Source organism: Paenibacillus pinisoli (assembly GCF_003605435.1).
Classification (GTDB): Bacteria; Bacillota; Bacilli; order Paenibacillales; family Paenibacillaceae; genus Pristimantibacillus; species Pristimantibacillus pinisoli.
The window spans coordinates 298,901-325,552 of the sequence record NZ_QXQB01000005.1 but is presented as its reverse complement, the minus strand read 5'-3'; the positions used below and the strand labels follow the sequence as shown (position 1 = coordinate 325,552).

The following is a 26,652-nucleotide window of genomic DNA, read 5'->3' as shown; positions in this document are numbered from 1 at the left end:
TCGGATGGAGGGTCACTCATGATCCACGTTTATCTGGATGATTTCCGCAAATGTCCGCAAGGCTTCGTATTCGCCAGGTCAGCAGAGGAGTGCAAGCTCCTGATTGACGTCGAGGCGATTGATATTCTCTCGCTGGACTATGACCTCGGCTGGGGCCAGCCGACGGGATACGAGGTTGTGCGCCACTTGATACAGACTGGGAACTATCCTCGCCGGATTTATTTGCATACATCCAGCGCCCCGGGAAAGCAGCAGATGCATCATGCGCTCTCCGAACATGTGCCGGAGGATGTTCAGCTGTTCGGCGGGCCGATGCCTCAGCGTCTGCTAGACGAAGTAGCAGAGGCGTCGCGCCGATAGCGGCGCGGCCGGCATACTATTACATCATAATGAAAGAGGCTTAGCCATCGTGAGTCAATGGATCGGAACAGCAAATCAAACTTATGCTCCTTATGCAATGGAGGAGCTGCGAAGAATCATACCGGGGGCAAGCTTCACCCAGCTTGCCGCAGGTGAGGTATTCCTTATGAGCTGCGCCATGGAGCAAGCAGAGGCTCTGGCGGCGATACATCGGGAAGAGCCGATCTTCCTTCGTCATATTCAGCCGGTCGACCGGATTATGGATATTGACGGGAGCGCGTCTGATTTGCAGGGATTGGCGGACATGATCCGCAACGCCCGTCTTGTCTTTGAGGAAAAGCGGACGGCAGTACATATTCGCAGAAATGCCAAAACATCATTTCACTACACGACTTCCGATACGAAAGCGCTGCTGGATGCCGTGCTGGAGGAGCTGGATGCGGAGCCTGTCGTTCAGCAGCCCGAAATGATCATATCGGCCTATGCTGCAGGGGACAAGCTTTATGTCGGCTTCGCCACGCCGGAGGAAATGCTGTCGGATTGGCCGGGTGGTGCTGTAAGATTCCAGCGGGAAGAGGGGCAAGTATCCCGCGCGAAGTTCAAGCTGCTTGAAGCGGAGAGGGCATTCGGCCTAAGCTATACGGACTACCGGCAAGCGCTTGATGTGGGTGCGGCACCGGGAGGCTGGACGTCCTTGCTGCTGGAACGCGGCCTGCGCGTAACGGCTATCGATCCTGCTGATATGCATCCGTCGCTGCTCGCAAGCCCAGCGCTGACGCATATCAAGCGCAACGCTTCCGAAGCCAAGCTTCCGAAGCGCGCATTCGATCTGCTAGTCTGCGATATGAGCTGGAGTCCGATGCTGATGAGCAAGCTTGTTCTGGATTTGAAGGGAGCGCTGGCTCACGAAGCCACGGCAATCATAACCGTCAAGCTGATGCATCGCAAGCCGTTGCAGACGATCAGAGAGGTCAAGGAGCGTCTCGGCACAGCGTTTACCGTACTAAAGGCCAAGCAGCTCTTCCATAACCGGGAAGAGATTACACTTCATCTCCGTCTCAAAGAGTAACGAGGCAGTATTCACAACGTTGTAGCTCCTTGAGCTGCTGTGCTATAATGACTGCACAACCAATCTTATATGTGTAATGGGAAAGCATCCCGAAAACGACCTGCCGACTGCGGGTGGTTTCGCGATGCTTTTTTTCGTTGTGAAAAGAAGGAGACTAGAGATATGAGCGATCATGTTCCAGGAAACGCACAATTGAAAAACGGCACCATAGTAGAAGAACGCTATCGGGTAATCCGCGTGATTGGCCAAGGGGGCATGGGTGTAGTCTATGCTGTAGAAGATATGAAGCTTGAAGGAACGGTGCGCGCGATGAAAGTTACGTCGGGCAGCATAGAACAGGGAATTTACTCGGCGGAAGCACATACGCTAATGAAATTAAGCCATCCGTATTTGCCGCTTATTACCGATTATTTCCCGCCGCGGAACGGCAGCGGCAGAGAAGTGCTGATCATGGATTACATCGACGGCGATACGATTGCAGGCATGCTGAACCAGTCGATGAGCGGCTTTACGTTTCCGGAGCTTGTGCATATCGGTCTGCAGCTTTGCTCCGCGCTAATCTATTTGCATACGCGGCCGTCTGCCATCATTCACCGCGACCTGAAGCCATCTAATGTGATGATCGATCGGAAGGGCAATATCAAGCTGATTGACTTCGGCATTTCCCGCAAATATAAGGAAGGGCAGCATGGAGATACGGTGAAGCTCGGCACGCTTGGGTTTGCGGCGCCGGAGCAGCGGGACGGCCGACAGAGCGATGCCCGTACGGATATTTACGGGCTTGGAGCCTTATTGTTCTATATTGCATCGAACGGCGTACGGACCTATGACGGCGAATCCGGTCATTACCGCTCGATCCTTGCCCAATTGCCTAAGGACTATCCAGCTTCGTTCGGTACGGTGCTGGAGAGGATGCTACACCCTATGCCGATGCATCGCTATCAGACGATGCAGGATGTGGAGCAGGCGCTGAAGGCCTTTTCCTCTCAGGCGGTGCTCCCGGATGACGGTCCGAAGCGATGGGATATGCATATGAACCAGCTGAAGCCAGCGCTTGTAAGCGTTATCTCGATGTCTCCCGGGGCTGGCGCCACGATGCTGTCCATTACATTGTCCATGCTGCTTGGACGGCGAGGCTGCACCGTGACGGCTGCGGAATATTACGGCGTACAGCCGGAATGGATCGAATTGCTGCCTGCCAGATCCAAGAAGGACCCCAGTGACGAAAGCGGAATGATCCGCTATACAGAGTTCTACAATCGGAGAAAGAAGGACAGTAACCCCGTTCACTGGTGTGTGGTTCCGTCCCATCATTTGTCGCAGAATGGCCATGATTCCCGATTGTTCGAGCAGAAGCTGAGGCAGTTCGGCAGCGAAATCAATATTATGGACTTCTCCAGCAAATGGCATGAGCCCGATGCGTTGTATTGGCTGATGGAATCGACTCATGTCATTGCAGTCGGAGATCCCTTTATTGCAAAATGGCAGGTAGATCATGTGCAGCGGCTAATTGAGCTGGGAGAGAAGCTGAAGGGTACGGGCGGGATGCTGCATTGGGTTGCCAACAAGGATGTGCGGTTCCGCGCCAGGCCAGAGTGGCTCTCTCTCTTCCCGGACAGCCCGATATGCACGGTCCCGCTGCTGCCGCAGGACGCGGTATTGAACGCTCTATGGAGCAATAAGTGGATGACGGAAAATACCGTTCTCGACTACAGGCTCAGTAAGGCGATGAGCCCGCTGTGCGATAAGCTGACTCGGCATATTGACCGCGAAAGCAGCCGATAGCTCTCTTGCAATTGGACATATCCTTCTTTATGATGATAATATTGTTGGGATTCTAACAAGAAGGAAGGTCCAAACTCATGAATGAACGCATATTAGTCGTTGAAGATGAAGCGGGGATCGCCCGCATATTGCAGTTAGAGCTCGAACATGAAGGATATACGGTAGGTGTGGCGAGTGACGGCCGCAAAGGCTACGAGATGGCGTCCTCCGGTGAATGGCAGCTTGTGCTGCTGGATGTGATGCTGCCGGAGATGAGCGGTATTGAAGTGCTTCGCCTGATCCGTCAAGCGGGCAATCCCGTTCCTATCATATTGCTTACGGCGAGAGATACCGTTCCAGACAAGGTAAGCGGCTTCGAGCACGGAGCCAACGATTACGTTACAAAGCCGTTTGCGGTCGAGGAGCTGCTGGCGCGGGTGAGGAACATTCTGCGCATCTTCCAGCAATATCCGAAGGAAGCGGAAGGCTCCGATCTGATCAAGCTTGGCGATCTGACAATCGAGCTGCGCACACGCAAAGTATTCCGCAAGGATCTGCTGATCGAGCTGACGCCGCGCGAATTCGAGCTGCTCGTCTATTTGGTGGAGAACCGCAACGAAGAGAAGTCGCGCGAGGATATTCTGTCCGAGGTATGGGGCTATGACTTCATCGGCGAGACGAATCTCGTTGACGTCTATATCCGATATTTGCGCCAAAAGCTTGACAAGGGCTATCGCCATAAGCTGATCCATACGGTTCGCGGCGTTGGCTATATGATAAAGGAGCCAGATGCATGACGCTGCGTAAACGGTTTACGCTTTTTACGATTTTTTGGCTTATATTAATATTAATCTTCTTTAATATATTCGTGTACTTCTACGTCATTAAGATTACGACCGAGAGCGAAGAAGAAGTGATCATGACCAAAGTTAATCTGCTGCTGGAGAATCCGCGAATACAGAGCGGCCGCGGACTCAGTTCCCCAGAGATATTGGAGGAATACAGCAGCATGAACGAGATGGTCCGTATCATTGCGCCCAATAACCGCGTGCTAAGCATTACGGGCATGAATATTCATCCGGCGATTCTGGAAATTCCGGCGGAGTTCAAGCCTTATCATGACTCCGGCATGATTACGAGAAACGGGGAGCGAATCATCTTCATGCAGGTGCCGCTTTTTGAGGGCGGCAAGGTTATCGCCATGCTTGAGGTGATGCGCATACTGGATGAGCTGGACGATTATTTGCAGGTGCTTGTCGCTGCGCTTAGCGTAACGAGCGCCGGCGCTATTCTGTTCGCTATTTTTGGCACGTATTGGTTCACTTCGAGGCTGACTGCGCCGATCCAGCAGATGGTCAATACGATGCGCGAGATCGACCGGAGCGGCAAGCTGCGGCAGATTGATATGGGGAACCGCGAGGAATCCGCCGAGCTGCAGCAGCTGATCCGGGCCTTCAATCAGATGATCGAGCGGCTCGACCGCACCTTTGCGAGGCAGAAGCAATTCGTTGCGGACGCTTCGCATGAGCTGAAGACGCCTCTTACAGTCATCAGCAGCTATGCCGGCATGCTGAAGCGGTGGGGAAGGGATGACGAGAGCGTGCGCGACGAAGCGATCGAGGCGATCGCCAAGGAAGCGACGCGGCTGCAAAACCTGACCAAATCGATGCTTACGCTTGCCGAAGCGGAGCAGGAGGATTGGCTGCGGCTGGAGATGTTCGATGTGGTGCAGGTCGTTGACGAGCTGGCGACGATGATGCAAACAACATTCCAGCGGCCGATCCGCGTGAAGGCGTTGTCGCGAGTCGTCCGGATGATGGGCGACAAGGACAAGATCCGCCAGTTGCTCGTGATCTTGCTTGACAATGCGATCAAGTATTCCAAAGAGCCGATCGATGTGTCGATCACGCTTATGAAGAACATTGTGAAGATCGAAGTGAAGGATAAAGGGATGGGCATTCCGGAGAAGGAGATTCCGCATCTGTTCGAACGCTTCTACCGTGTAGACGGCGCCAGAAGCCGCTCGACAGGCGGCGTAGGTCTTGGTCTTTCGATTGCCAAGCGAATCGTCGATCTGCATGAGGGCAAGATTGATGTCTTCAGTCTGCCGGAGCTGGGCACGACGATTACACTTCAATTCAAGCAACGCAAATAATAGAATGAATTCAGGGGGAGTCAATACCATGAAGTATCGTGTAGCGGCGGTGCAATACAAGCTTGCCGACATCCAGAGTTTCAAGCAATTTGAAGAGCAAGTTACCCACTATGTCAGGAACGCGTCGGAATACGGCGTCCAGTTCCTGCTCTTCCCTGAATTTATGACGACTCAGCTGCTCTCGATTGGAGATGGCCAAGGCGAGGCGCTTCCGATCGGCAGGCTGCCTGACTTTACGGAAGACTACAAACGGCTGTTTGCTGAACTGGCCCAATCTTACGACATGTACATTATTGGCGGTACTCATGTCGTGGAAGTAGAGGGCGGAAAACGCCGCAACGCGGCTCACTTGTTCCATCCGGACGGCAGAATCGACGTGCAGCACAAGATCCATCTTACGCCTACTGAGGTTGAGGAGTGGGATATGACGCCTGGGGACGGCGTTGAGGTGTTCCAGACGCCTTTCGGCACCATTGCGATGCTCACTTGCTATGATATTGAGTTTCCGGAAATTGTACGCATGGCAAGAGCGAAGGGGGCGGACGTCATATTCTGCCCGTCTTGCACAGATGACCGTCATGGCTTCTATCGCGTCCGTTATTGCTGCCATGCGAGAACGATTGAGAATCAGATCTATGTCGTGACGACGGGAACGGTCGGCGCTCTGCGCAAGGTCGACTTTATGCGCGCCAACTTCGGTCAAGCTGCTATTCTCGCGCCGAACGATATACCGTTCCCTCCCGCAGGCATTATTGCGGAAGGCGTCATTAACGACGATATGCTCGTAGTAGGCGATCTGGACCTGTCGCTGCTGGAGGAAGTCAGGAAGAGCGGCTCGGTTATGACTTGGAGAGACAGAAGATCGGACCTGTATCCGGACTGGAGCTAAGCCTTAGGCGGAAAGGAGCTTAGCGATTGAACAAGCAATTATATGTGTGGCATAAGGGAAAGCCGGTCGAGGCTATCATTCGCAATTATTCGGAGCAGGACTTTGACGGACTGATTGAGGCGCAGCGCTTAAGCTTTCCGCCGCCGTTCCCTGAGGAGCTGCTTTGGAATAAGGAGCAGCTGAGGGAACACGTTGCCCTGTTCCGGGAAGGCGCGTTGTGCGCTGAAGTTGACGACCGCATTGTCGGCTCCATGACCGGACTTATCGTCGATATAAGCGAATACGGTCATAGCCATAGCTGGGAGACCGTCACGGATAACGGTTATATCCGCAATCATCGGCCTGACGGCAATACGCTTTATGTCGTCGATATATGCATCATTCCTGAATACCGCAAGACGGGACTTGGCAAATGGCTCATGCAGTCGATGTATGAGACGGTTGTCCAGCTTCAGCTGGACCGCCTGCTTGGAGGGGGGCGCATGCCGGGTTACGGAACCAAGTCGCAGGAAGCAACTCCGCAGCAATATGTTGAGAAAGTGCTGACGGGAGAGTGGTCTGACCCTGTCATCTCATTTCTGTTGCGCTGCGGACGAGTGCCGGTAGGTATTGCGGAGAACTATCTGCAAGACGAGGAATCGCTTAATCACGCTGTCATTATGGAATGGCGGAATCCATTTCGCGCCTCAGCAGCTAAGTAATAAGGCCAGGCAAAGACAACATCAAGCAGAATTGGAGTGACGAACTTATGTTAACCTATCATCGCATTACTTCGATTGAAGATCCTTACTTCAAGCCATTGCACGAGCTGCTAGGCTCTATTTTCCCGCCGGAGGAAGTGCTGGCATACGAGCTTTGGAGAGAACCGCTGCAAGATGAGAGCATTCATGTCTATGTTGCACTGCACGGAGAAGAGGTTGTCGGCTCTACGGAGTACCGTTACTATCCTGCGCTTCGTGTCGCCATGACCGACTTTACGATTATCGGCAAGCCTTCGCTGGGCGTTGGCCGATTCTTGATGCGCAGCCGCCAGCAGGATTTGGAGCGGCTCGCCAAGGAATCGGGTACAGAGCCGATCGGCATGTTCGCGGAGATCTATGATCCTTACCGTGCGGCATCCCATGAATTCGGCGGCGTATCGCCAATGAATCCATATGTTCGCAGAGAAGTGCTGTCCCATATCGGTTACAAGCGACTGGATATTCCTTATGTGCATCCTTCTTGGGATCATGAAGGCCATGCGGTTACAGAGCTTGATCTTGGATTCCTGCCGCAAGATGAGACAGTAGAAGAGGTTGATGCGGCGCTGGTTGTTTCTTTTCTGAAGGGCTACTATTCTGCGCTTCCGAATAAGCCTGAGGCTTGGCTGACGATGATCGACAACCTGAAAGGAATGAATAAGGTCCGTCTGTTGCCGCTATGACCACTATTACATTCCGCGGAACGGGGGACTCGCAAGGAGTTCCCCGTTCTTATTGCGATTGCGGAGTATGCTCGGAAGCGAGGGCAACAGGCCGCAATCGAAGATTCCGGCCGTCCTTGCAAATCGAAGACCCCCAATCCGGCGCGACGTGGATAGACTGCGGGCCGGACTGGGGACGCCAGATGGAGAGCGCCTCTCTTCGAGTCTTAGAGCGTATGCTGATTACTCACGCCCATTATGACCATATTGGCGGATTGCCGGAATGGTATGATGCCTGCAGATGGACGGACATAGTAGGCGAGGCGCATGTCCCGCCTGAAGTGATCCCCGAGATTGCATCCAGATTCCCGTGGATCAGCTCGCGAATACGTTTCATTCCAATGGAGCATCCGCTAGCGCTGGGGCCATGGCTTGTCAGCTGCTTTCGCGTTCATCATGGGCGCAACGGCTATTCCTACGCCTTTGAGTTCGTACATACAGCCAGCCGATACCGCTGGATCTACTGTCCGGACGCCTTCGATATGACCGAGCAACAGCAGCAGCCCTTTTACGGAGCTGATCTTGTTATATTGGGAACGAGCTTCGTCAAGGAGCCTTACCCGAGAGAATCAAGGTCGATCTATGATGTGGAGGAAGCGGTGGCGTTATTTGAGCGATGGAAGGCAGGACGAATGATTCTCACTCATATGTCCCACGATATTGATGTGAACAAGACGGATATGCTGCCGCAGCGCGTACAGTTCGCAAGAACCGGCATGTGTATCCCATTATGCGATGAATCAGGGTTGCCCGGCATGTGAAAAACATGCCAGGCAGCCCTATATTTTTGCAACCGGCAGGAGATGCTATGGCATAAAAGGAGGCACTTGTCATGGTTTTCCGGCTATCCATCATTATTGTTTCACTGTTCGTGCTATGGGGCGCTTTGCAGCCGGATCAGCTATCGTCAGTCGCTAATACGGTATTCGATTTTACGATCGAGAAGTTCGGCTGGTTTTATTTGCTGTCGATGTTCGCTTTTCTGATCTTTTCATTTGTGCTTGCCTTTGGCAAATACGGCAGCTTCAAGCTGGGCAGCGACGATGATGACCCGGAATATTCGCTGCTATCATGGTTTTCCATGCTGTTCAGCACAGGGATGGGCATCGGACTTGTATTCTGGGGCGTCGCAGAGCCGCTGTCGCATTACTTAGTGCCGCCAGAGGGGCTGACCGGAGGTACGCCAGAAGCGGCAAGAATCGCGATGAGGTATTCGTTTTTCCATTGGGGGCTTCATCCATGGGCCATCTATACGACCGTTGGGCTGATCTTGGCTTATCATCAATTCCGCAAAGGACGCAAGGGGCTCATCAGCATTACGTTTTTGCCTATCTTGGGCGACCGTGTCTACGGGCCGATCGGCAAAAGCATCGATCTGCTGGCCATCATCGCCACTGTATTCGGCGTAGCCACCTCTCTTGGCCTTGGCGCACTGCAGATCAATGGCGGCTTGAATGCCTTGTTCGGTTTGTCGACGACAACAGGCACACAAATATGGATCATCATTGTAATGACTTTTTTATTTATGGCATCCGCTTTGTCGGGTCTTGACCGGGGAATCAAAATTTTGAGCACGGCAAACCTCATAATGGCGTTTTGTTTGCTGCTATTTGTGTTTTGCGTGGGACCCACCGCTTTTATTCTGGATACTCTGACGAATACGCTCGGCTCTTATGTGCAAAATCTGATCGGCATGAGCCTGCGGCTGTCTCCATTCTCGGAGAGCAAATGGATCGGCAATTGGACGCTTTTTTATTGGGCATGGTGGATTTCATGGACGCCATTTGTAGGTACGTTTATCGCGAGAGTATCGAAAGGAAGGACGATCAAGGAGTTTATTCTTGGGGTGCTTATTGTGCCGAGCCTGCTTGGTTTCCTATGGTTTTCGGTATTCGGGGGAACGGGTCTGCATATGGAGCTGTTGAAGCATATTCCGCTCGCCGCAGCAGCGGAGAAAGATGTGACATCCGTTCTGTTCCTATTGCTTGAACAGCTGCCCCTCGGACAAATTGCTTCCGGAATAGCAACACTGCTTATTGTTGTTTTCTTTGTAACTTCAGCGGATTCAGCTACGTTTGTGTTGGGCATTCTGTCACAAGACGGCGATCCGAATCCGAAAGCGAAGGTGAAGCTGGTATGGGGTGTGCTGCAATCCACAATTGCAATCGTACTGCTTCTAAGTGGAGGGCTGAACGGCTTGCAGACAGCGTCGATTGTTACCTCGCTTCCATTCGCAGCGATTATCGTCGGCATGTGCTTTGCATTGATCCGCTGCTTGCGCGAGGAGGAGAAGGTGCGCCGCATCCGGGAGCGAAAGCGGCAGCGGAAGCTTGATGAGCTCATTGATGATATGTAGCGTTAGTGTGGTTGATGGATGACAGGGCGAACACAAATGGCAGGATGAAAGGTGACGCGCATAGCAGGAGCTCACGGAGCATGCAGAATAGAATGGACTTTGCCTATTATGACTAGCCAGCTTGACATGGGAAGCTGATTTCTATACGATAAGAGGGAATATGCATGACGAAGGGGAAATTTTGATGATTAACGGTGTTCTTAACTCTTAATTGGATATGATCAGGACGAAGGTGGCTCCCTGGCGGCATTATTGCCTGAGGACCGCTTCACGATAACCTCAAGGCTGCGAAATTTTTCGCGGTAATTGTAGGCTTATTTCGTCGTCTGATCCCAAGAGTTGAGAACATGAGGATTTCCGCCCGCCATGCGATAAGGATGAGGCCCAAATCACCGTGCTCCCAGGCACGGTTTTTTTATACCCATTTTCAGTGCTGCGCCGTATAGTTGGCGCGGATTATTGGGGTATGAAGGGCTTCATCAATAATCAGGCAGGAACGGAAGCGCGCTCGCGTTTTCGTTCCTGTCTTTTTTTATGCCTATTTTCAGAAGGAGGATCAAGACATGAATGAAGCAACACTGCGAAAATTAGAGTATGACAAGATCAAGCAAATGACGGTTGAGCTGACCGTTTCGGTTGCGGGCAGAAGACTGGCGGAGAATATGCAGCCGAGTTTGTCCAAAAGGCAAATTGAAGCATGGCAGACTGAGACGTTCGAGGCTTCCGAGCTGCTCGGAAGCGGCGCGAGCATCCCATTGTCCGCAATGGAAGGGATTGAGGCATTTCTGGTGCTGCTTGGGAAAGGCAGAAGCTATAACGAAGGGGAGCTTGAATCGCTGTCCGTCTGGCTTGCTTCTGTTGCCCAGATGAAGAAATATATGCGCGGCAAAATGCATATCGCCCCTACCATCGCGTCATATGCCGAGTCGCTGGACGATTGCAAGCCCCTGCGTGAAGAGCTGGAGAGATGCATCCGCTATGGCAGACTCACGGATGAAGCAAGTCCTGATCTCGGTTATGTGCGAAGGCATATCTACTCGACTGAAGACAAGATTAGCCGGAAGATGGATCATGCCCTGAGCAAGTACCGCAGCTCGCTGCAAGAAAGCATTGTCAGCAAGAGAAGAGAGAGATTCGTGCTGGCTGTAAAGCGGGAGCTTCGCAAGCAAGTGCCGGGCACCGTGCTGGACGAATCGTCCAGCGGCCAGACGCTGTTTATCGAGCCTTTGGACGTATCGGAGCTTCAGCAAGAACTGGCAGAATGGCGCGCGGCGGAGGAGCGGGAGCGCATTGTTGTGCTGTCGCAGCTATCCCAATTGGCTGAAGAGTATGCGCATGCGCTGGAGACGGATGCACAGGCTATGGCGAGCTTCGACTTTATTATGGCGCGCGGCAAGCTTGCCCGGGGGTATGAAGGGCGCCGCGTCGCGCTGAGCGAACAGCCGGTCATCTGGCTCAAGAGCGCGAGACATCCGCTGCTAGGAGCAGGCAGTATGCCGCTAGACGCAGAGCTGGGGATGCGCTGGAAGCAGCTCATCATTACAGGGCCGAACACAGGCGGGAAGACGGTATCGCTGAAAACAATCGGGCTCCTTGTACTGATGGCGCAATCCGGTCTGCTCATCCCAGCCGAGGAAGGAAGCTTACTTGGCATCTTCCGTCATGTCATAGCGGATGTAGGGGACGGCCAAAGCCTGGAGCAATCGCTAAGCACCTTCTCTTCGCATATTGCGGTACTGAAGGAAATGTTCGATGTGGCCGACTCCAGATCGCTTCTATTGCTGGACGAAATGGCAGCGGGCACCGACCCGTCAGAAGGAATTGCGTTGTCTATCGCTGTGCTGGAGATGCTGCTGGAGAGGGGGGCGTTAGTAGGCGCGACTACGCACTTTAATGAGATCAAATCATTTGCGGCGCGGACGCCAGGCTGCCAGAACGGCCGGATGGCTTTTGATCCGGTTACGCTTAAGCCGCTTTACAGGCTGGAGATTGGCGAGGCGGGCGACAGTCACGCTTTTGCTATTGCCAGAAGATTCGGATTGCCGGAAACGGTTATGCTGCGAGCAGAGCAATTGTTAACAGACAAGAAGGAACATCACGAGAATAAGGACTCGATCGCTGTCAATTCGATTCGCTCCGAAGTAGTACGCAAACCAACGGAAGAAAAGAAGCCTTCTTTAATGCCATCGCTTGGCAGACCGCCCCTGCAGCATGCAAGCGAGCTAGAGTCAACTGCTGAACCGGCTAAGCCGAAACGGGCATTTCAAAAAGGCGATGTGGTGTGGATCTATCCGCTGAAGCGGTCAGGATTCGTATACCGGCCGGCAGATGAGAGAGGGAATGTGATCGTTCAAGTGAAAGGGGAGAAACTAAACTTTAACCAGAAGCGCCTGAAGCCTTATATTGCGAAGGAGAAGCTGTATCCTGGCGAATCGTATGATCTGGACATCGTCTTTGAGTCCAAAGAGCATCGGAAGGTCCGCCATGAAATGAGCCGCAAGCATGTGGAAGGTCTGGAAATCATTCTGCCCCCCGAGTAGGGGGGCAGAATAAAAAGGCATGTTGACGTCAGTCCCTGCTGCGAATAACTAAAAGCCTGCCATCTCGTACTTCAATTCTGCCTGCCTCGGCAGTCAAGACATTGCTAATCCCAAGGGATTGGCCGATAGTCAGGGTTGCATCATTCAGCGGGTATTGAAAGCCGCTCAGCGTAATGCCCGTTACTTGTTCGGACAATGGCAGCAGGGATACTTGCGAGTGTTGGCCGCGATCGAACTGGGTTGTTTTTGAAATGAGGCAAATTTCATTATGCTCGTCTATAATAGCCGCTTCTATGCCTTGCTCGTTCGCCAGTGCCAGCAGATGCACATTCGCCAGCGAATGGTCGAAACGCGTGCCAAGCACGCCTATTAGCAGCAATTGGTCAGGCTTCATATCCAGCGCAAGGCGGAAGGCCATCTCGGTATCCGTGTAGTTTTTGTCAATCGGGTCGCAGGAGATCGTATTGCCGCTTCGTTCGCGGATCAGCTTCATCTCCTCTTCCGTAACGGAATCGAAATCGCCGATCGCAATATGAGGCGTTAAGCCGTTATGAATCAGATATATGGCGCCGCTGTCTGCGCCGATCAATGTATCAGAGGGCGTGATATGCTGAAGAGCCCAAGGCCCGAGCTTCCCTCCGGCAAAAATAATAATGCGATGGTGCATGAAAGGTACGTCCTCTCTGGCTTATAGATAAGGGTCATGTGTCCGCAAGCGGATACGACTCTCAGTATAGCGTTTCCCGCCGGATTCGACAATGCGCTCAAAAATTGTCGTTGCGAATCGATGAGGCCGGATATAAAATGGTTAGGGACGCATGGTGATTGCCATGCATAATGGACGGGAAGCGGGGATAGCGGCAGTGAACTTGACCATGAGTATGGACATTTTCAATGTATTCAGCCTGATCGGCACAATTGCCTTTGCAGTGAGCGGCGCGGTTGTGGCGATGGAGGAAGAATATGATATTTTGGGCGTATACGTGCTGGGGCTTGTGACAGCCTTCGGAGGAGGGGTCGTACGGAACCTGCTCATCGGCGTACCGGTTACAACGCTGTGGAGCCAAGGCTACTTGTTCTTGACGGCGCTCTCGGCTATGACCATTGTCTTCCTGCTGCCAGTAAGATGGATATTGCGCTGGAGGCGAAGCGAAGCCTTTTTCGATGCGATCGGATTGTCCGCATTTGCCATACAGGGCGCATTGTATGCGACCAAGATGGAGCATCCGCTAAGCGCGGTGCTCGTTGCAGCAATGCTCACTGGTATCGGGGGCGGTATTATCCGCGACGTGCTGGCGGGACGCAAGCCGCTCGTTCTGAAGGATGAGATCTACGCAGTATGGGCGATGCTGGCAGGGGTGGCGATCGGGCTTGGCTGGTTCAAGTCGACTGTGGAGCTGCTGGCTTTATTCGCTATCATAATTACGTTCAGGATGTTGTCGGTGTACTACAAGTGGAAGCTTCCAAGAAGGTCGCTTAGAGGTGCTTTTACCGCTTCGGAACAGATAGCCGCTCGCAAGTTGAAACATAAGAAAGGGGCAGAATAAGCTTGAAACCTAATATAAGTGTATTATTCGTATGCTTGGGCAACATTTGCAGATCGCCGATGGCGGAGGCAGTCATGCGCAAGCTCGTTGCAGAACAGGGGCTCGAGGATCGTATTACAGTTGATTCTGCTGGCACCGGGGATTGGCATATCGGCCGTGAGCCTCATGAAGGGACTCGGGGCGTGCTGGATGCACACGGTATCTCGTATGCCGGCATGAAAGCCCGTCAAGTCATCCCGCAGGATGCGGTTGATTTTCAATATATCGTGTGTATGGACCGCAAAAACCTCAAGGATGCGCGCGAAATTATGGGGCAAACTGCGGAAGATGGCGCTTCCGGCCAGGTGTTCACCTTTATGGAGCTTATCCCGGGCAGAGGCGTAGCGGATGTGCCGGATCCGTATTATGAAGGAAACTTCGACTATGTGTATGAGTTGGTCGATGAGGGCTGCAGCGCTTTGCTGGATCAAATCAAGGCGGATATGGGCTGGGCTAAAGTGTTGGTTTGATTAGTATAAGCGGCGCGGGCTTCTGTACCATTCTGTTATAGCAAAGTTGGAGTGTAGCAGCGGTGGAGAGTATGCAGTTTGTAGCGCGCAATCATGCTGATTTAGGCAGGTAACTGTGATGTTTGATATGGGCTGTTTCATTAATTATGCTGCATAATTAATGGGGCAGCTTTTTTTGTTTGTGCTGCAAACCGAGAAACTCGGCTTAGAGAGTGGAAGGTAGCTGGAGAGCGTGCTGTAAACCGAGAAACTCGGCTTAGAGAGTGGAAGGTAGCTGGAGAGCGTGCTGTAAACCGAGAAACTCGGCTTAGAGAGCGGAAAGCAGCAGGAGAACGTGCTGCAAACCGAGAAACTCGGCTTAGGGAGTGGAAAGCAGCTGGGAGCGTGCTGCAAACTGAGAAACTCGGCTTAGAGAGCAGAAATCACCTGAGGAGCGTGCTGCAAACCGAGAAACTCGGCTAAGAGAGCGGAAAACAGCTGGGGAGCGTGCTGCAAACCGAGAAACTCGGCTTACAGCACCAATAGCAACGCACAAAAAAGCTTCAAAGCCAACCGGCCTTGAAGCTCATTTATACTGCGAGAGGAAGTACCACTCTCCAAGTGATTTACCTACTCCATGCTTGCCTGCCCTACGCCTGCCTACTCCACATCAATAAAGTAACGCAAAGCCTGAGGGATCTCCTTTTGCCAGAAGCCCCATTGGTGCTTGCCGTCTTTTTCCTCGTAGAAGATGTTGGCGCCTTTGTGCTCCAGCAGCGCGCGGGTGTTGCGGTTGAGCGCAACAAAGTCGTAGACGCCGCGGTCTGTCTCATAAGCGTCTTCCTGCAGGCCGACAATCATGTAGATATCGAGCCAGCTTAGATCGAGGGCATTGCCTACGATGCTTTGCGAGCTGGCATAAAATGCGCCGGACATCGACATAACGCGCGTGAACAGCTGCGGATACTCGAGTGCCAGGTGCAGCGACACAGTGCCGCCTAGCGAGTCGCCAGCCAGCAAGCGGTGCTCCGGCTCGCGGCGTACCGGATATTTCTCTTCAATGAAGGGGAGGAGCTCCTCGGCGAAAAAGCGGAGGTATGCCGCATGGCGGCTGCCGTCTGCAGCGTATTCCTCGGTGCGCACTTTTTTGTCGACGTCAACGCCTACTATAATGAAGGGCTCCAATCCTTCGTCCAATATAAGCTGCGTCGCCGTCGTCGCTACACGGCCAAAGTTGAAGAAATCCTCTCCATCCTGGCAGTAGACGACCGGGTAGCTCAGCACTTCATTATAGCCCGGCGGAAGGAATACGCGCAGATTGCGCTGGCCTTCAGGCAAGTAACGGCTGTCGACCGTTTCCTTCAAAATCGTTCTTTTCAAATACCGCGCGTCTGTCATGTTCAAAACTCCTTATCTCAATTGAATGGATTACCGCTGTTGTGGGTAAACAATAGTAAGGTGTATACGGGAAAAGAGGCGAGTACAAGCTGTTGTATTATTCTGTACCACTAAATTTCGAATGCTGTAGCATATACAATTCCTTAACAGAATGTCTAGAATGAGCGAAAAAACAACGGTTTTTTTGTTTTTTGCTTTGACCATTTTCGTTAAACAGGGTTATAATAATTCTATAACAGAGATACACGATTTTCAAATATTTCGATTGAGGTGAGCGTTCAAAATGAGCAAACTGCCATACGAAGTTCAAACGGAACCGGTCACGCCGCTATCTGTATTGTCACTCGATGGAGACGTAATTAATCCGGATTTGATGCCTGATTTGACTGATGAGCAACTTAAAGAGATCATGTATCGCATGGTATTCACCCGCACTTGGGACGAGCGTGCCGTTAACCTTGGCCGCCAAGGCCGCCTTGGCTTCTATGCGCCTGTATCGGGTCAAGAAGCTTCGATGGTCGGCAGCGAATACGCGCTGAACAAAGACGATTTCATCTGCCCTGGCTACCGCGACATGCCGCAGCTTGTCTGGCATGGCCTGCCTCTGTACCAGGCATTCCTATATTCCCGCGGCCATCAGCACGGCGGCCAAATTCCTGAAGACGTGCATGTTCTCATGCCGCAAATCATCATCGGCGCTCAGATTCTTCATGCAACTGGCGTAGCGATGGCATTCAAGAAAAAAGGCGAGAAGCGCGTTGCGATTACGTACACTGGCGACGGCGGTTCGTCCGAAGGCGACTTCTACGAAGGCCTGAACTTTGCAGGCGTGTTCAAACTGCCTGTAATTTACGCTGTACAAAACAACGGTTACGCTATCACGACACCTTTCGAGAAGCAAACAGCTGCGTTGTCGATCGCTCACAAAGCGGTTGCTGCTGGCATCAAAGGCGTGCAAGTTGACGGCATGGACGTTCTGGCTGTTATCAAAGCGGTTAGAGATGCTGCTGAGCTGGGCCGCAACGGCGAAGGCGCGACATTGATCGAGATGCTGACTTACCGTTTCCGTCCGCACTCCATGGCGGATGACGCTACGAAGTACCGTACAAAGGATGAAGAAGCAGAATGGGCGCTGAAGGATCCGCTTATCCGCTTCGGCAAATTCCTGGAGAAAAAAGGCCTTTGGACAGTAGAAGATACAAACCGCGTAAAAGAAGAAGCAAAAGCAGCGGTTAACGAAAATATCAAAAAAGCAGAAGCAGTTGAAAAAATGACTGTTGCCGGCTTGATCGATACAATGTTCGAAACAACACCACAGCACTTGGAAGAGCAAAAGGCTGATTTTCAATAAAAGGGGAGGATGAAACGATCATGGCTCAAATGAATATGCTTGAAGCGATTCGCGATGCGATGCGCGTAGAACTGAAACGTGACTCGAACGTGCTCATCTTCGGTGAGGACGTAGGTAAAGTCGGCGGTGTATTCCGCGTAACGGAAGGCTTGCAGGAAGAATTCGGAGAAGAGCGCGTATTCGATACGCCGCTGGCTGAATCCGCAATCGGTGGTTTGGCAGTAGGCATGGGCGTACAAGGCTTGCGTCCAATCGCCGAGATCCAATTCGTTGGCTTCATTTATGAAGCGCTTGACCAAATGTTCATCCAGGCAGCGCGTATGCGTTACCGTTCCGGCGGCCGCTACAACTCGCCTATCGTATTCCGTACGCCATTCGGCGGCGGCGTTAAGGCAGCTGAGCTGCATACGGATTCCCTGGAAGGTCTGGCTGTTCAAACTCCAGGCATCAAAGTGGTTATCCCATCCAATCCATACGATGCAAAAGGCCTGATGATCTCCGCGATTCGCGATAACGATCCGGTATTCTTCATGGAGCATCTGAACTTGTACCGTGCATTCAAAGCCGATGTGCCAGAAGGCGAATACACGGTTGAGATTGGCAAAGCGAACGTAGTTCGCGAAGGCAGCGACGTAACGATCATCGCTTACGGCATGATGGTTCATACAGCTGTAAAAGCAGCGGCTGAGCTCGAGAAGCAAGGCATCAAAGCTGAAATCATTGACCTTCGTTCCCTAGTGCCGCTGGATATCGACACGATCGTGGCGTCGATCCAAAAAACAAACCGCGCTATCGTTGTTCAAGAAGCGCAAAAAACTTCCGGCGTAGCAGCTGAAGTTATCGCGCAAATCAACGAAAAAGCGATTCTGCACCTGGAAGCGCCGGTGCTTCGCGTTGCTGGTCCGGATACAGTATATCCGTTCGCGCAAATCGAGGACCAATGGCTGCCGACTCCAGCACGTATCGTAGCTGCGGCTCAAAAAGTTATCAATTTCTAAATAACGGAACATTTTTTAAAGGAGGTTACGATCGGTGGCTAAATTCGAATATCGATTCCCAGAGCTAGGCGAAGGCCTGCACGAGGGCGAAATCATCAAAGTACTGATTAAGCCGGGCGCTACAGTGACGGACGATGACATTATTATGGAAGTGCAGAACGATAAAGCTATCGTCGAAGTGCCTTGCCCGGTTAACGGCAAAGTGCTGGAAGTATTGGTGAAGGACGGACAGGTATGCCACGTAGGCGAACTGGTAGCCGTCATTGACGCGGAAGGCGATCTTCCTGAGCAAGCGACTCCTGCTGCGGCTGAAGAGCCGAAGAAGGAAGAAGCGGCGGCTCCTGCAAGCGCGCCAGCTGCAGCTCCTGCTCCAGAAGCTACAGCAACGAACGCTCAAGTATTGGCAACGCCAAGCGTTCGCAAGTACGCTCGCGAGAAGGGTGTAGACCTGACTCAAGTTAGCGGCACTGGCAAGAACGGACGCATCACGCGTGACGATGTGGACGGATTCGGCGGAGCGCCTGCAGCTGCAGAAGCGGCAGCACCTGCTGAAGAGAAAGCGGCTTCGGCTGGCGAAGCGAAAGCAGCAGCTCCAGCAGCAGCTGGCACGCCTTACCGTCCAGAAGAGCGCGTACCGTTCAAAGGCATCCGCAAAGCGATCTCCAATGCAATGGTGAAATCCGTGTACACGGCTCCACACGTTACAATTATGGACGAAGTGGACGTAACCGAGCTGGTAGCGCTGCGTGCGAAATACAAGCCATACGCAGAGAAAAAAGGCTCCAAGCTTACGTATCTGCCGTTCATCGTGAAGGCTCTGGTAGCGGCTTGCCGCCAGTTCCCAATCATGAACTCCACGCTGGATGAGCAAAACCAAGAAATCGTGTACCGCAAGTACTACAATATCGGTATCGCTACAGATACAGACAACGGCTTGATCGTTCCTGTAATCGAAGATGCCGATCGCAAAAACATCTTTATGGTTGCCGACACGATTCGTGACCTGGCAGTACGCGGCCGCGACGGCAAGCTTGCTGCGAACGAGCTGAGAGGCAGCACAATTACGATCTCGAACATTGGTTCCGCTGGCGGCATGTTCTTTACTCCGGTCATCAACTTCCCTGAAGTTGCAATTCTGGGTACTGGCCGTATCTCCGAGAAGCCAGTTGTACGCGACGGCGAAATTGTAGCAGCACCTGTAATGGCATTGTCCCTGAGCTTCGACCACCGTCTGATCGACGGCGCGACAGCACAAAACTTTATGAACTATATCAAACAGCTGCTGGCACAGCCTGAGCTGTTCATAATGGAGGTCTAACAAATGGTAGTTGGAGATGCTTCCTTAGATATTGATACTCTAGTCATTGGCGCAGGTCCTGGCGGTTACGTAGCCGCTATCCGCGCTGCACAGCTTGGTCAAAACGTATTGGTTGTAGACAAAGAGCATGTTGGCGGCGTGTGCTTGAACGTTGGCTGTATCCCGTCCAAAGCTCTGATCTCTGCAGCCCACCAATATGAGTCTGTAAGTCATGCTTCCGCATTCGGCATCGAAGTGGGCGAAGCGAAGGTTGACTTCAGCAAAGTTCAAGAATTCAAGAACGGTATCGTGAAAAAGCTGACTGGCGGCGTAGCTTCGCTCCTGAAAGCGAACAAGGTACAATACTTCCAAGGCGAAGTGATGTTCATCAACGAAAACGAAGCTCGCGTATTCAACGATCAAGAAGCGCCGCGCTACCGTTTCAAAAACTGCATCATCGCGACTGGTTCCCGTCCGATCGAGCTGAAGGCGTTCCCTTACGGCGGACGCATCGTGTCCTCGACAGGCGCATTGTCGCTGCCTGAAATTCCGAAGAGCCTTGTCGTTATCGGCGGCGGCTACATCGGTATCGAGCTTGGCCAAATGTACTCCAAGTTCGGCACGAAAGTAACGGTTATCGAAGGTTCCGATTCCGTGCTTCCTGGCTTCGACAAAGATATGTCTTCCATCGTTGCGAAGAAGCTGAAAGCGAAAAACGTGGATATCGTTACTGGCGCTCAAGCGAAAAGCGCAGAGCAAACGGATAAAGACGTAACTGTTACCTACACTGTAGGCGACAAAGAAGAAAAAGTAACGGCAGACTACCTGCTTGTTACAGTTGGCCGCCGTCCTAACACGGATGGGGAGCTTGGCCTTGACCTGATCGGCGTGAAAACGACTGACCGCGGACTGGTTGAAGTTGACCAACAATGCCGTACCAGCATTCCTCACATCTTCGCAATCGGCGATATTATTGCTGGTCCAGCGCTTGCGCACAAAGCGATGTACGAAGGCCGCGTTGCGGCTGAAGCTATCGCAGGACAACCAAGCGTTATCGATTACAAATGCGTACCGGCTGTATGCTTCTCCGATCCGGAATGCGCAAGCGTCGGCCTGAGCGAGAAAGAAGCTAAGGAGCAAGGCCACAACGTGAAGGTGGGCAAATTCCCATTCGCAATCAACGGCCGCGCAATGTCGCTTAACGCTACAGAAGGTTTCGTGAAGCTGGTTGCAGATGCAGATTCCGGTCTAGTACTGGGCGCGCATATCGTAGGCCTTGAAGCTTCCAACATGATTGCTGAGCTTGCTCTGGCAATCGAGATGGGCGCAACGCTTGAAGATATCGCTCTGACAATCCACGCTCACCCGACTCTGGGCGAGATCGTATTGGATGCAGCTGAAGTAGCTCTGGGACATCCAATCCACACTGTTGCGAAGTAATTAGCTTAGGCAACTTGATATAGAAGGACCAATAAGAAGCCCCGCTGCGCTTTTGCTAATAAAGTGCCGCGGGGCTTCTTGCCGCCTATGCATTTATTTCATATGCTTTCCTTTGCCTATCCCTTTTTGCATATATTATAATGAAATAACAAAATGAGCAGATGAAGAGAAGGGGCTGGAGCAGCATGAGCCAGGAAGGGCAAAAACGATCGAGCGATTCACGTACGATTATGACGCAGCTCATTTTTCCACTGGATACGAACCATTATGATACGATGTTCGGCGGCAAGCTGATGGAGTATATGGATAAAGTAGCGGCTATTGCAGCCATGCGGCATGCAAGGACGAGAGTGGTGACGGCCTCGACGGACAGCTTGGATTTTCTGGCGCCGATTCGCGTAGGCGAAGTCATTGAGGTGGAGGCATTCGTCTCTTGGACGCACCGAAGCTCAATGGAGATCTACGTGTCTGTTACTGCGGAGAATCTGTACGCCGGCACACGCGCCGTTACGGTCACAGCATTTTTCACCTTTGTTGCGCTAGGCGAGGACGGCAAGCCATGTCCCGTTCCTTCTGTAGTGCCAGAGAGCGAGCTGGAGCGGCAGCTGTTCGCTTCTGCGCCTGACCGCCATCAGCTGCGCAAAAACCGCAAGAAAGACAGGCTGGGCAACTAATTACAACTAATGTTATAATAATAGTTATTTTGCTAGAGATAGCTTGCTTTAACGCGCAGAAGCGCAGGGCTTAACATATAGCATGACCGCAAGGTATGCCATTCAACTGAGGAGGTCTCCGATGAGCACGAGCGAACAGGCTTATTTGCAATTATTAAGGGATGTGCTGCAGAAAGGCGTCCGAAAGGAAGATCGGACAGGGACGGGAACCATCTCTACGTTCGGTTATCAGATGAGATTTCCGCTTAGCGAAGGGTTTCCGCTTCTGACGACGAAGCGGGTGCCTTTCAAGCTCGTGGCGAGCGAGCTGTTATGGTTTATTAAAGGGGACACCAACATCCGTTATCTGCTTCAGCATAAGAACAACATTTGGAACGAATGGGCGTTCAAGCGCTGGGTCGAGAGCGATGCTTATTCCGGGCCGGATATGACCAATTTCGGTCTTCGTTCCCAGACGGATATGGCTTTTGCCGCGCAATACGATGAACAGATGGAGTCGTTCAAGGAACGGGTATTGACGGATGATGAATTTGCCGCAAAGTATGGTGAGCTCGGCGATGTGTACGGGAAGCAGTGGAGAGACTGGACAACCGCTCAAGGCGGTACGATTGACCAGCTTAAAGATGTGATCGCTGCGATCAAGAGCAATCCGGATTCCAGACGGCTGATCGTATCGGCTTGGAACCCCGAGGATGTGCCGTCCATGGCGCTGCCTCCATGTCATACGATGTTCCAATTCTATGTATCGGAAGGCAAGCTCTCTTGCCAGCTTTATCAGAGAAGCGGCGATATCTTCTTAGGCATTCCTTTCAACATCGCCAGCTATGCATTGCTGACTCATTTGATTGCGCATGAATGCGGGCTGGAGGTAGGCGATTTTGTCCATACGCTTGGCGATGCGCATATTTATTCGAATCATATGGAGCAGATTGAGATTCAGCTTACCCGCGAACCAAGGCCTTTGCCGAAGCTTCTATTAAATACGGACAAGCAGTCGGTCTTTGATTTTGAGATGGAGGATTTGTCGCTAGAGGCTTATGATCCTCATCCGGCGATCAAGGCGCCTGTAGCAGTATAAGGAAAGGGGGAGAAAACGATGAGCATTACGCTAATTGCAGCGATGGATCGGAACAGAGCCATCGGATACGAGAATAAGCTGCTGTGGCATCTTCCCGGCGATATGGCTTTCTTCAGAAGGATGACGACCGGCAAAACAGTGCTGATGGGCAGAAAGACATTCGATTCCCTTGGAAAACCGCTGCCCAACCGGCGCAACATCATTTTGACCCGCCAGGATAATCTGGTGATTGAAGGCTGTGAGCTTCTTCACCATCCTGAAGAAGCTCTGGAGAAGTTCGGACACGAGGATTTGATGGTCATTGGCGGGACCGAAATTTATAGCTTGATGCTGCCATATGCTAACCGTTTGCTCCTTACGGAAGTCGATGTGGAAATAGAGAAGGCCGATGCCTACTTCCCGGAATTCGATCAAGTAGTATGGAAATTAACGGATAGCGTTTTCAACGGAAAAGACGAGCGAAACCGATACGACTACACGTTCCAGACCTATGAACGAACGGGTAAATAATCCTTTCGTTTAGGGGCGTCTGTACGAACAATATGTCATAAAGTGCAAATGATTGTACGGAAAGTCCATTAACGCGCTCATCCGTGGAATGCTAGCATGTTATAATAAGCTACCGGATTTGACACAGTACGCTGTGTTCAATAATATATGAATTCCCGAAAGTGGTATCCTATCGTATCTTGTACGTGTACGTGAAGCAACCGGGAAACAGGGATGGAGGAAATTCGATCATGTCTACACCAACTGGATTTATGGAATATCAGCGCGAATTGCCGGCCGATCGCGACCCGCTTGAGCGCATCAAGGATTGGAACGAATTTCATAAGCACTTTTCCGACGAACAGTTGCGTACCCAAGGCGCACGCTGTATGGATTGCGGAACGCCTTATTGCCATACGGGCATGGAGCTCGCCGGATCTGTGTCCGGTTGCCCGGTCAACAACCTGATTCCCGAGTGGAACAATCTGATCTTCAGAGGCCTGTGGCGCGAAGCGCTGGAGCGCCTGCACAAGACGAACAACTTTCCGGAGTTCACAGGCCGCGTATGTCCTGCGCCTTGCGAAGGCTCTTGTACAGTCGGACTTATCGGCGATGCCGTTACCATCAAGACAATAGAGCAAGCGATTATCGATCGCGGCTTCGAAGAAGGATGGGTTGTACCGCAACCTCCTAAGATGCGTACAGGCAAGCGTGTTGCCGTCGTAGGATCCGGCCCGGCCGGTATGGCGACAGCAGCTCAGCTTAACAAAGCTGGCCATACCGTTACAGTATACGAGCGCGCTGACCGCATTGGCGGTTTGCTCACATACGGAATCCCTACTATGAAGCTGGAGAAGCATGTGGTGCAGCGCCGTGTGGATTTGATGACGGAAGAAGGCATCGAGTTCGTCACGAACACCGAGATCGGCAAAGATATTTCGGCTAGCGAGTTAATGGAGAAGTTTGATGCGGTTGTTCTGTGCGGCGGCGCTACCCGCGCACGCGACGTAGAGATCGAGGGACGCGACCTGAAGGGCGTTCATATGGCGATGGACTATTTGAACGGCACGATCAAGAGCTACCTGGATTCCAACCTGGAAGACGGCAACTATATCTCCGCTAAGGATAAAAACGTCATCGTGATCGGCGGCGGCGATACCGGTACGGACTGCGTAGCAACGGCGCTTCGCCACGGCTGCAAGTCGGTTACTCAATTCGGTACGCATGCGAAAGCCCCGCTTGAGCGCGATCCGATTAACAATCCTTGGCCGCAGTTCCCTAATGTGTACACGCTCGACTACGCACAAGAGGAAGCGAAGGCGCTATACGGCGAAGATCCTCGCGCATTCTCCGTCTTGACGAAGAAATTCGTTGGCGACGAGAACGGCAACTTGAAAGAGCTTCATACCGTTCAAATCGAACGTACGGTTGATGAAACCGGCCGCAAAATTTACAAAGAAATTCCAGGCACCGAAAAAGTATGGCCTGCGGATCTGGTCTTCATCGCCGTAGGCTTTGAAGGTCCGGAAACTACGCTGATCGAGCAGCTCGGACTTGAGCAAGACCGCCGCTCCAACGTCAAAGCCCGGTATGGCAAATACACCACAAACGTTGAGAAAGTATTCGCTGCCGGCGATATGCGCCGCGGACAGAGCTTGGTCGTCTGGGCAATCAATGAAGGCCGTGAGGCAGCTCGCGAGGTAGATAAGTATTTGATGGGCTCCTCGATGCTTCCATAATAAGCGCCGCTATGGTAGTCTAATTGTATAGATGGAATAAGAAAGCGCCCTAGGGCGCTTTTCTTGCTTGTCCAAAATGTCATGTAAACGGAGAGAGAAGATATGATTAAATACGGTTCTGATCATATGACAGAGCTTCGGTTCCTCAGCTTTGATGCAACGATGGAGCGACGGGATGACCAATGGGTGGATATCGTCTTGCGCCCGACTTTGGATGAGCGCACGCCGGTGCCTGATGACCTGATTCAGTTCACGGTCTATGTGATATGCACGGTGGACGGCACAGTAGTTCAGATGATCCCGCAGGATGAGGATTGCGATTGCGAATATCAGCTTACCTTCAGCGAGAAGGAGCAGGTGCAGGCCTATATCATGCAGCCGCAGATTCAAGAGGCGATTTCCAGACTTACAATTCCGCAGTAAGTTGCGTGATCAAAAGCGGACTTTTTGAACAACCTCTATTAGATAAGTTGTGGTAAAATATAGGGTGAGATGATGTGAGGGAGAGATATCGATGTCCGCAGAACATGCTTATGTGTTAACGCCAACCGATGTTCGCAACATACGCAGCTACGTTCATCATAAGTATGCCTCCATGCCTAGCGATCAGCGTGCGGAGATTGTCGCGGACGCGGTTACGCGCATTATTCATAATCAATTGCCCGACTTTGATCTGGAGACCAAGAAACAATTAACGCACCAGCTCATCCGTTCGACTGTCTTGGAGGAGCAGCGTCCCGTCAGTCCCGATGATATCTATCTCCTATGCATGGAGATGGACCTGGAGGATCCCGCTGTCGCGGAGCCGCTCCGCAGGTGGACGCGACAGCAAGAAGCTTCATGGAGGGGCCAAGCAGCAGGCATGCCGTTAACGGGAAGCGGGATTGCCGAAGCAGAGGCTGCAGTTGTTATTCCGCTGCCGTCGGCAGGCGCCGCGGTTATCATGAAGCTGCGCCGGAGGAAGGCAGCGCTTTATGGGGCATTAACGGCTATAGTGATCACGGCATCAATAGTATTTGGCTGGTCGATGACCCAAGAGGGAGCGCAAGAGTCAGAGTCCGCCCTGGCGGACAGCGGCCTCCTGACGCCTGCGGAAGCACCGGCCGCATCGCCTAACGAATTGCCGGATGAGCTTAAGTATGACACTATTGACAAGGACAAGCTGGCTGCTTTTTTGGAGAGCAAATCTTCCATTCTAGCAGATCCGCCATACATAGACGCCATCATGAAGACGGCGCGGGAGTTCGATATCCATCCTGCTTTCCTGATCGCCATTACCGGCCAGGAGCAGGGGTTCGTTCCGCGGAACCATGAGCGGGCGAAGGAGATTGCGAACAATCCCTTCAATGTCTTTCATAGCTGGCAAGAATTCAATACTACGATTGATCAATCCTCGCAGATTGCGGCAAGAACCATTACGCGACTCAGCAAGGACAGGCCGTCTGACATAGACCCGTTCACATGGATTAACCGGGAATATGCAGAGGATCCTAATTGGTCGAAGGGTGTTCGCACTATCTTCGCTTCGATCATAAAGACGCTGGAGACAGCCTGAGAC

Annotated in this window: 25 protein-coding genes; 23 read left to right on the top strand and 2 right to left on the bottom strand. The window is 52.2% G+C overall.

The features are described from left to right. Positions 1-18: 18 nt before the first annotated feature. From D3P09_RS22495 to D3P09_RS22445, 11 genes are all read left to right on the top strand, one after another. Entirely contained in the window at positions 19-360 is a 342-nt protein-coding gene (locus D3P09_RS22495) for a cyclic-phosphate processing receiver domain-containing protein (protein WP_120113661.1), read from the top strand. A 49-nt stretch (positions 361-409) separates the two neighbouring features. Beyond that, positions 410-1,429, top strand: a complete 1,020-nt coding sequence (locus D3P09_RS22490) for an SAM-dependent methyltransferase (protein ID WP_207892542.1) — start codon at positions 410-412, stop codon at positions 1,427-1,429. 162 nt (positions 1,430-1,591) lie between these two features. Continuing rightward, on the top strand, positions 1,592-3,214 hold the full coding sequence (locus D3P09_RS22485; RefSeq protein ID WP_165867545.1) for a serine/threonine protein kinase: 1,623 nt from the start codon (positions 1,592-1,594) through the stop codon (positions 3,212-3,214). Positions 3,215-3,291: 77 nt separating this feature from the next. Next, positions 3,292-3,990 (top strand): response regulator transcription factor, encoded by a 699-nt coding sequence (locus D3P09_RS22480; RefSeq protein WP_120113659.1) that lies wholly within the window; start codon positions 3,292-3,294, stop codon positions 3,988-3,990. Beyond that, positions 3,987-5,348, top strand: a complete 1,362-nt coding sequence (locus D3P09_RS22475) for a sensor histidine kinase (protein WP_120113658.1) — start codon at positions 3,987-3,989, stop codon at positions 5,346-5,348. Before D3P09_RS22480 ends, D3P09_RS22475 begins: the two co-directional genes overlap by 4 nt. 28 nt (positions 5,349-5,376) lie before the next feature. Continuing rightward, entirely contained in the window at positions 5,377-6,237 is an 861-nt protein-coding gene (locus tag D3P09_RS22470) for a carbon-nitrogen hydrolase family protein (protein WP_120113657.1), read from the top strand. A 26-nt stretch (positions 6,238-6,263) separates the two neighbouring features. Further along, complete coding sequence (locus D3P09_RS22465) at positions 6,264-6,938, top strand: GNAT family N-acetyltransferase (RefSeq protein WP_120113656.1); 675 nt, start codon at positions 6,264-6,266, stop codon at positions 6,936-6,938. A 47-nt stretch (positions 6,939-6,985) separates the two neighbouring features. Next, positions 6,986-7,660: a GNAT family N-acetyltransferase gene (locus tag D3P09_RS22460; protein ID WP_120113655.1), complete on the top strand. Its 675-nt coding sequence runs from the start codon at positions 6,986-6,988 to the stop codon at positions 7,658-7,660. Further along, positions 7,657-8,460, top strand: a complete 804-nt coding sequence (locus tag D3P09_RS22455; RefSeq protein WP_120113654.1) for an MBL fold metallo-hydrolase — start codon at positions 7,657-7,659, stop codon at positions 8,458-8,460. Before D3P09_RS22460 ends, D3P09_RS22455 begins: the two co-directional genes overlap by 4 nt. Before the next feature lie 71 nt (positions 8,461-8,531). Then, positions 8,532-10,055, top strand: coding sequence for a glycine betaine uptake BCCT transporter (locus D3P09_RS22450; protein ID WP_120113653.1), 1,524 nt, complete (start codon positions 8,532-8,534; stop codon positions 10,053-10,055). A gap of 563 nt (positions 10,056-10,618) precedes the next feature. Continuing rightward, positions 10,619-12,595 carry an endonuclease MutS2 gene (locus D3P09_RS22445; protein WP_120113652.1) on the top strand — a complete coding sequence of 659 codons (1,977 nt, stop codon included), beginning with the start codon at positions 10,619-10,621 and terminating at the stop codon, positions 12,593-12,595. A gap of 28 nt (positions 12,596-12,623) precedes the next feature. Here D3P09_RS22445 and D3P09_RS22440 read toward each other — a convergent pair whose 3' ends face one another. Next, complete coding sequence (locus D3P09_RS22440; RefSeq protein ID WP_120113651.1) at positions 12,624-13,262, bottom strand: thiamine diphosphokinase; 639 nt, start codon at positions 13,260-13,262, stop codon at positions 12,624-12,626. A 214-nt stretch (positions 13,263-13,476) separates the two neighbouring features. Between D3P09_RS22440 and D3P09_RS22435 the strand changes: the two genes are divergently transcribed. Both D3P09_RS22435 and D3P09_RS22430 read left to right on the top strand, forming a co-directional pair. Continuing rightward, complete coding sequence (locus D3P09_RS22435; RefSeq protein ID WP_120113750.1) at positions 13,477-14,142, top strand: trimeric intracellular cation channel family protein; 666 nt, start codon at positions 13,477-13,479, stop codon at positions 14,140-14,142. Positions 14,143-14,144: 2 nt separating this feature from the next. Next, a complete protein-coding gene (locus D3P09_RS22430) occupies positions 14,145-14,651 on the top strand; it encodes a low molecular weight protein-tyrosine-phosphatase (protein WP_120113650.1) in 507 nt (168 codons plus the stop codon). Between the two features lie 639 nt (positions 14,652-15,290). On the opposite strand, the gene D3P09_RS22425 is transcribed toward D3P09_RS22430, so the two are convergent. Further along, positions 15,291-16,028 carry an alpha/beta hydrolase gene (locus tag D3P09_RS22425; protein WP_120113649.1) on the bottom strand — a complete coding sequence of 246 codons (738 nt, stop codon included), beginning with the start codon at positions 16,026-16,028 and terminating at the stop codon, positions 15,291-15,293. A 283-nt stretch (positions 16,029-16,311) separates the two neighbouring features. On the opposite strand from D3P09_RS22425, the gene pdhA reads away from it, so the two are divergent. From pdhA to D3P09_RS22375, 10 genes are all read left to right on the top strand, one after another. Beyond that, on the top strand, positions 16,312-17,379 hold the full coding sequence (gene pdhA / locus D3P09_RS22420; RefSeq protein ID WP_120113648.1) for a pyruvate dehydrogenase (acetyl-transferring) E1 component subunit alpha: 1,068 nt from the start codon (positions 16,312-16,314) through the stop codon (positions 17,377-17,379). Positions 17,380-17,399: 20 nt separating this feature from the next. Next, positions 17,400-18,377, top strand: coding sequence for an alpha-ketoacid dehydrogenase subunit beta (locus D3P09_RS22415; protein ID WP_120113647.1), 978 nt, complete (start codon positions 17,400-17,402; stop codon positions 18,375-18,377). Positions 18,378-18,411: 34 nt separating this feature from the next. Then, positions 18,412-19,695, top strand: a complete 1,284-nt coding sequence (locus D3P09_RS22410; RefSeq protein ID WP_120113646.1) for a dihydrolipoamide acetyltransferase family protein — start codon at positions 18,412-18,414, stop codon at positions 19,693-19,695. Positions 19,696-19,698: 3 nt separating this feature from the next. After that, entirely contained in the window at positions 19,699-21,114 is a 1,416-nt protein-coding gene (lpdA, locus tag D3P09_RS22405; protein WP_120113645.1) for a dihydrolipoyl dehydrogenase, read from the top strand. Positions 21,115-21,299: 185 nt separating this feature from the next. Then, positions 21,300-21,788 (top strand): acyl-CoA thioesterase, encoded by a 489-nt coding sequence (locus D3P09_RS22400; RefSeq protein WP_120113644.1) that lies wholly within the window; start codon positions 21,300-21,302, stop codon positions 21,786-21,788. 121 nt (positions 21,789-21,909) lie between these two features. Further along, positions 21,910-22,866, top strand: coding sequence for a thymidylate synthase (locus tag D3P09_RS22395; protein WP_120113643.1), 957 nt, complete (start codon positions 21,910-21,912; stop codon positions 22,864-22,866). Between the two features lie 18 nt (positions 22,867-22,884). Further along, positions 22,885-23,376: a dihydrofolate reductase gene (locus D3P09_RS22390; protein ID WP_120113642.1), complete on the top strand. Its 492-nt coding sequence runs from the start codon at positions 22,885-22,887 to the stop codon at positions 23,374-23,376. Positions 23,377-23,606: 230 nt separating this feature from the next. Further along, positions 23,607-25,094: a glutamate synthase subunit beta gene (locus D3P09_RS22385; protein WP_120113641.1), complete on the top strand. Its 1,488-nt coding sequence runs from the start codon at positions 23,607-23,609 to the stop codon at positions 25,092-25,094. Between the two features lie 102 nt (positions 25,095-25,196). Further along, positions 25,197-25,517 (top strand): hypothetical protein, encoded by a 321-nt coding sequence (locus D3P09_RS22380; RefSeq protein WP_120113640.1) that lies wholly within the window; start codon positions 25,197-25,199, stop codon positions 25,515-25,517. Positions 25,518-25,608: 91 nt separating this feature from the next. Beyond that, positions 25,609-26,649, top strand: a complete 1,041-nt coding sequence (locus tag D3P09_RS22375; RefSeq protein WP_120113639.1) for a hypothetical protein — start codon at positions 25,609-25,611, stop codon at positions 26,647-26,649. Positions 26,650-26,652 lie beyond the last annotated feature (3 nt).

Bases quoted from the DNA above. Each gene is read 5' to 3' on its own strand.
- D3P09_RS22495 (WP_120113661.1), top strand. From the start codon at position 19: ATGATCCACGTTTATCTGGATGATTTCCGCAAATGTCCGCAAGGCTTC.
- D3P09_RS22485 (WP_165867545.1), top strand. From the start codon at position 1,592: ATGAGCGATCATGTTCCAGGAAACGCACAATTGAAAAACGGCACCATA.
- D3P09_RS22480 (WP_120113659.1), top strand. From the start codon at position 3,292: ATGAATGAACGCATATTAGTCGTTGAAGATGAAGCGGGGATCGCCCGC.
- D3P09_RS22475 (WP_120113658.1), top strand. From the start codon at position 3,987: ATGACGCTGCGTAAACGGTTTACGCTTTTTACGATTTTTTGGCTTATA.
- D3P09_RS22470 (WP_120113657.1), top strand. From the start codon at position 5,377: ATGAAGTATCGTGTAGCGGCGGTGCAATACAAGCTTGCCGACATCCAG.
- D3P09_RS22460 (WP_120113655.1), top strand. From the start codon at position 6,986: ATGTTAACCTATCATCGCATTACTTCGATTGAAGATCCTTACTTCAAG.
- D3P09_RS22455 (WP_120113654.1), top strand. From the start codon at position 7,657: ATGACCACTATTACATTCCGCGGAACGGGGGACTCGCAAGGAGTTCCC.
- D3P09_RS22450 (WP_120113653.1), top strand. From the start codon at position 8,532: ATGGTTTTCCGGCTATCCATCATTATTGTTTCACTGTTCGTGCTATGG.
- D3P09_RS22445 (WP_120113652.1), top strand. From the start codon at position 10,619: ATGAATGAAGCAACACTGCGAAAATTAGAGTATGACAAGATCAAGCAA.
- D3P09_RS22440 (WP_120113651.1), bottom strand. From the start codon at position 13,262: ATGCACCATCGCATTATTATTTTTGCCGGAGGGAAGCTCGGGCCTTGG.
- D3P09_RS22435 (WP_120113750.1), top strand. From the start codon at position 13,477: ATGGACATTTTCAATGTATTCAGCCTGATCGGCACAATTGCCTTTGCA.
- D3P09_RS22425 (WP_120113649.1), bottom strand. From the start codon at position 16,028: ATGACAGACGCGCGGTATTTGAAAAGAACGATTTTGAAGGAAACGGTC.
- pdhA (WP_120113648.1), top strand. From the start codon at position 16,312: ATGAGCAAACTGCCATACGAAGTTCAAACGGAACCGGTCACGCCGCTA.
- D3P09_RS22415 (WP_120113647.1), top strand. From the start codon at position 17,400: ATGGCTCAAATGAATATGCTTGAAGCGATTCGCGATGCGATGCGCGTA.
- lpdA (WP_120113645.1), top strand. From the start codon at position 19,699: ATGGTAGTTGGAGATGCTTCCTTAGATATTGATACTCTAGTCATTGGC.
- D3P09_RS22400 (WP_120113644.1), top strand. From the start codon at position 21,300: ATGAGCCAGGAAGGGCAAAAACGATCGAGCGATTCACGTACGATTATG.
- D3P09_RS22395 (WP_120113643.1), top strand. From the start codon at position 21,910: ATGAGCACGAGCGAACAGGCTTATTTGCAATTATTAAGGGATGTGCTG.
- D3P09_RS22390 (WP_120113642.1), top strand. From the start codon at position 22,885: ATGAGCATTACGCTAATTGCAGCGATGGATCGGAACAGAGCCATCGGA.
- D3P09_RS22385 (WP_120113641.1), top strand. From the start codon at position 23,607: ATGTCTACACCAACTGGATTTATGGAATATCAGCGCGAATTGCCGGCC.
- D3P09_RS22380 (WP_120113640.1), top strand. From the start codon at position 25,197: ATGATTAAATACGGTTCTGATCATATGACAGAGCTTCGGTTCCTCAGC.
- D3P09_RS22375 (WP_120113639.1), top strand. From the start codon at position 25,609: ATGTCCGCAGAACATGCTTATGTGTTAACGCCAACCGATGTTCGCAAC.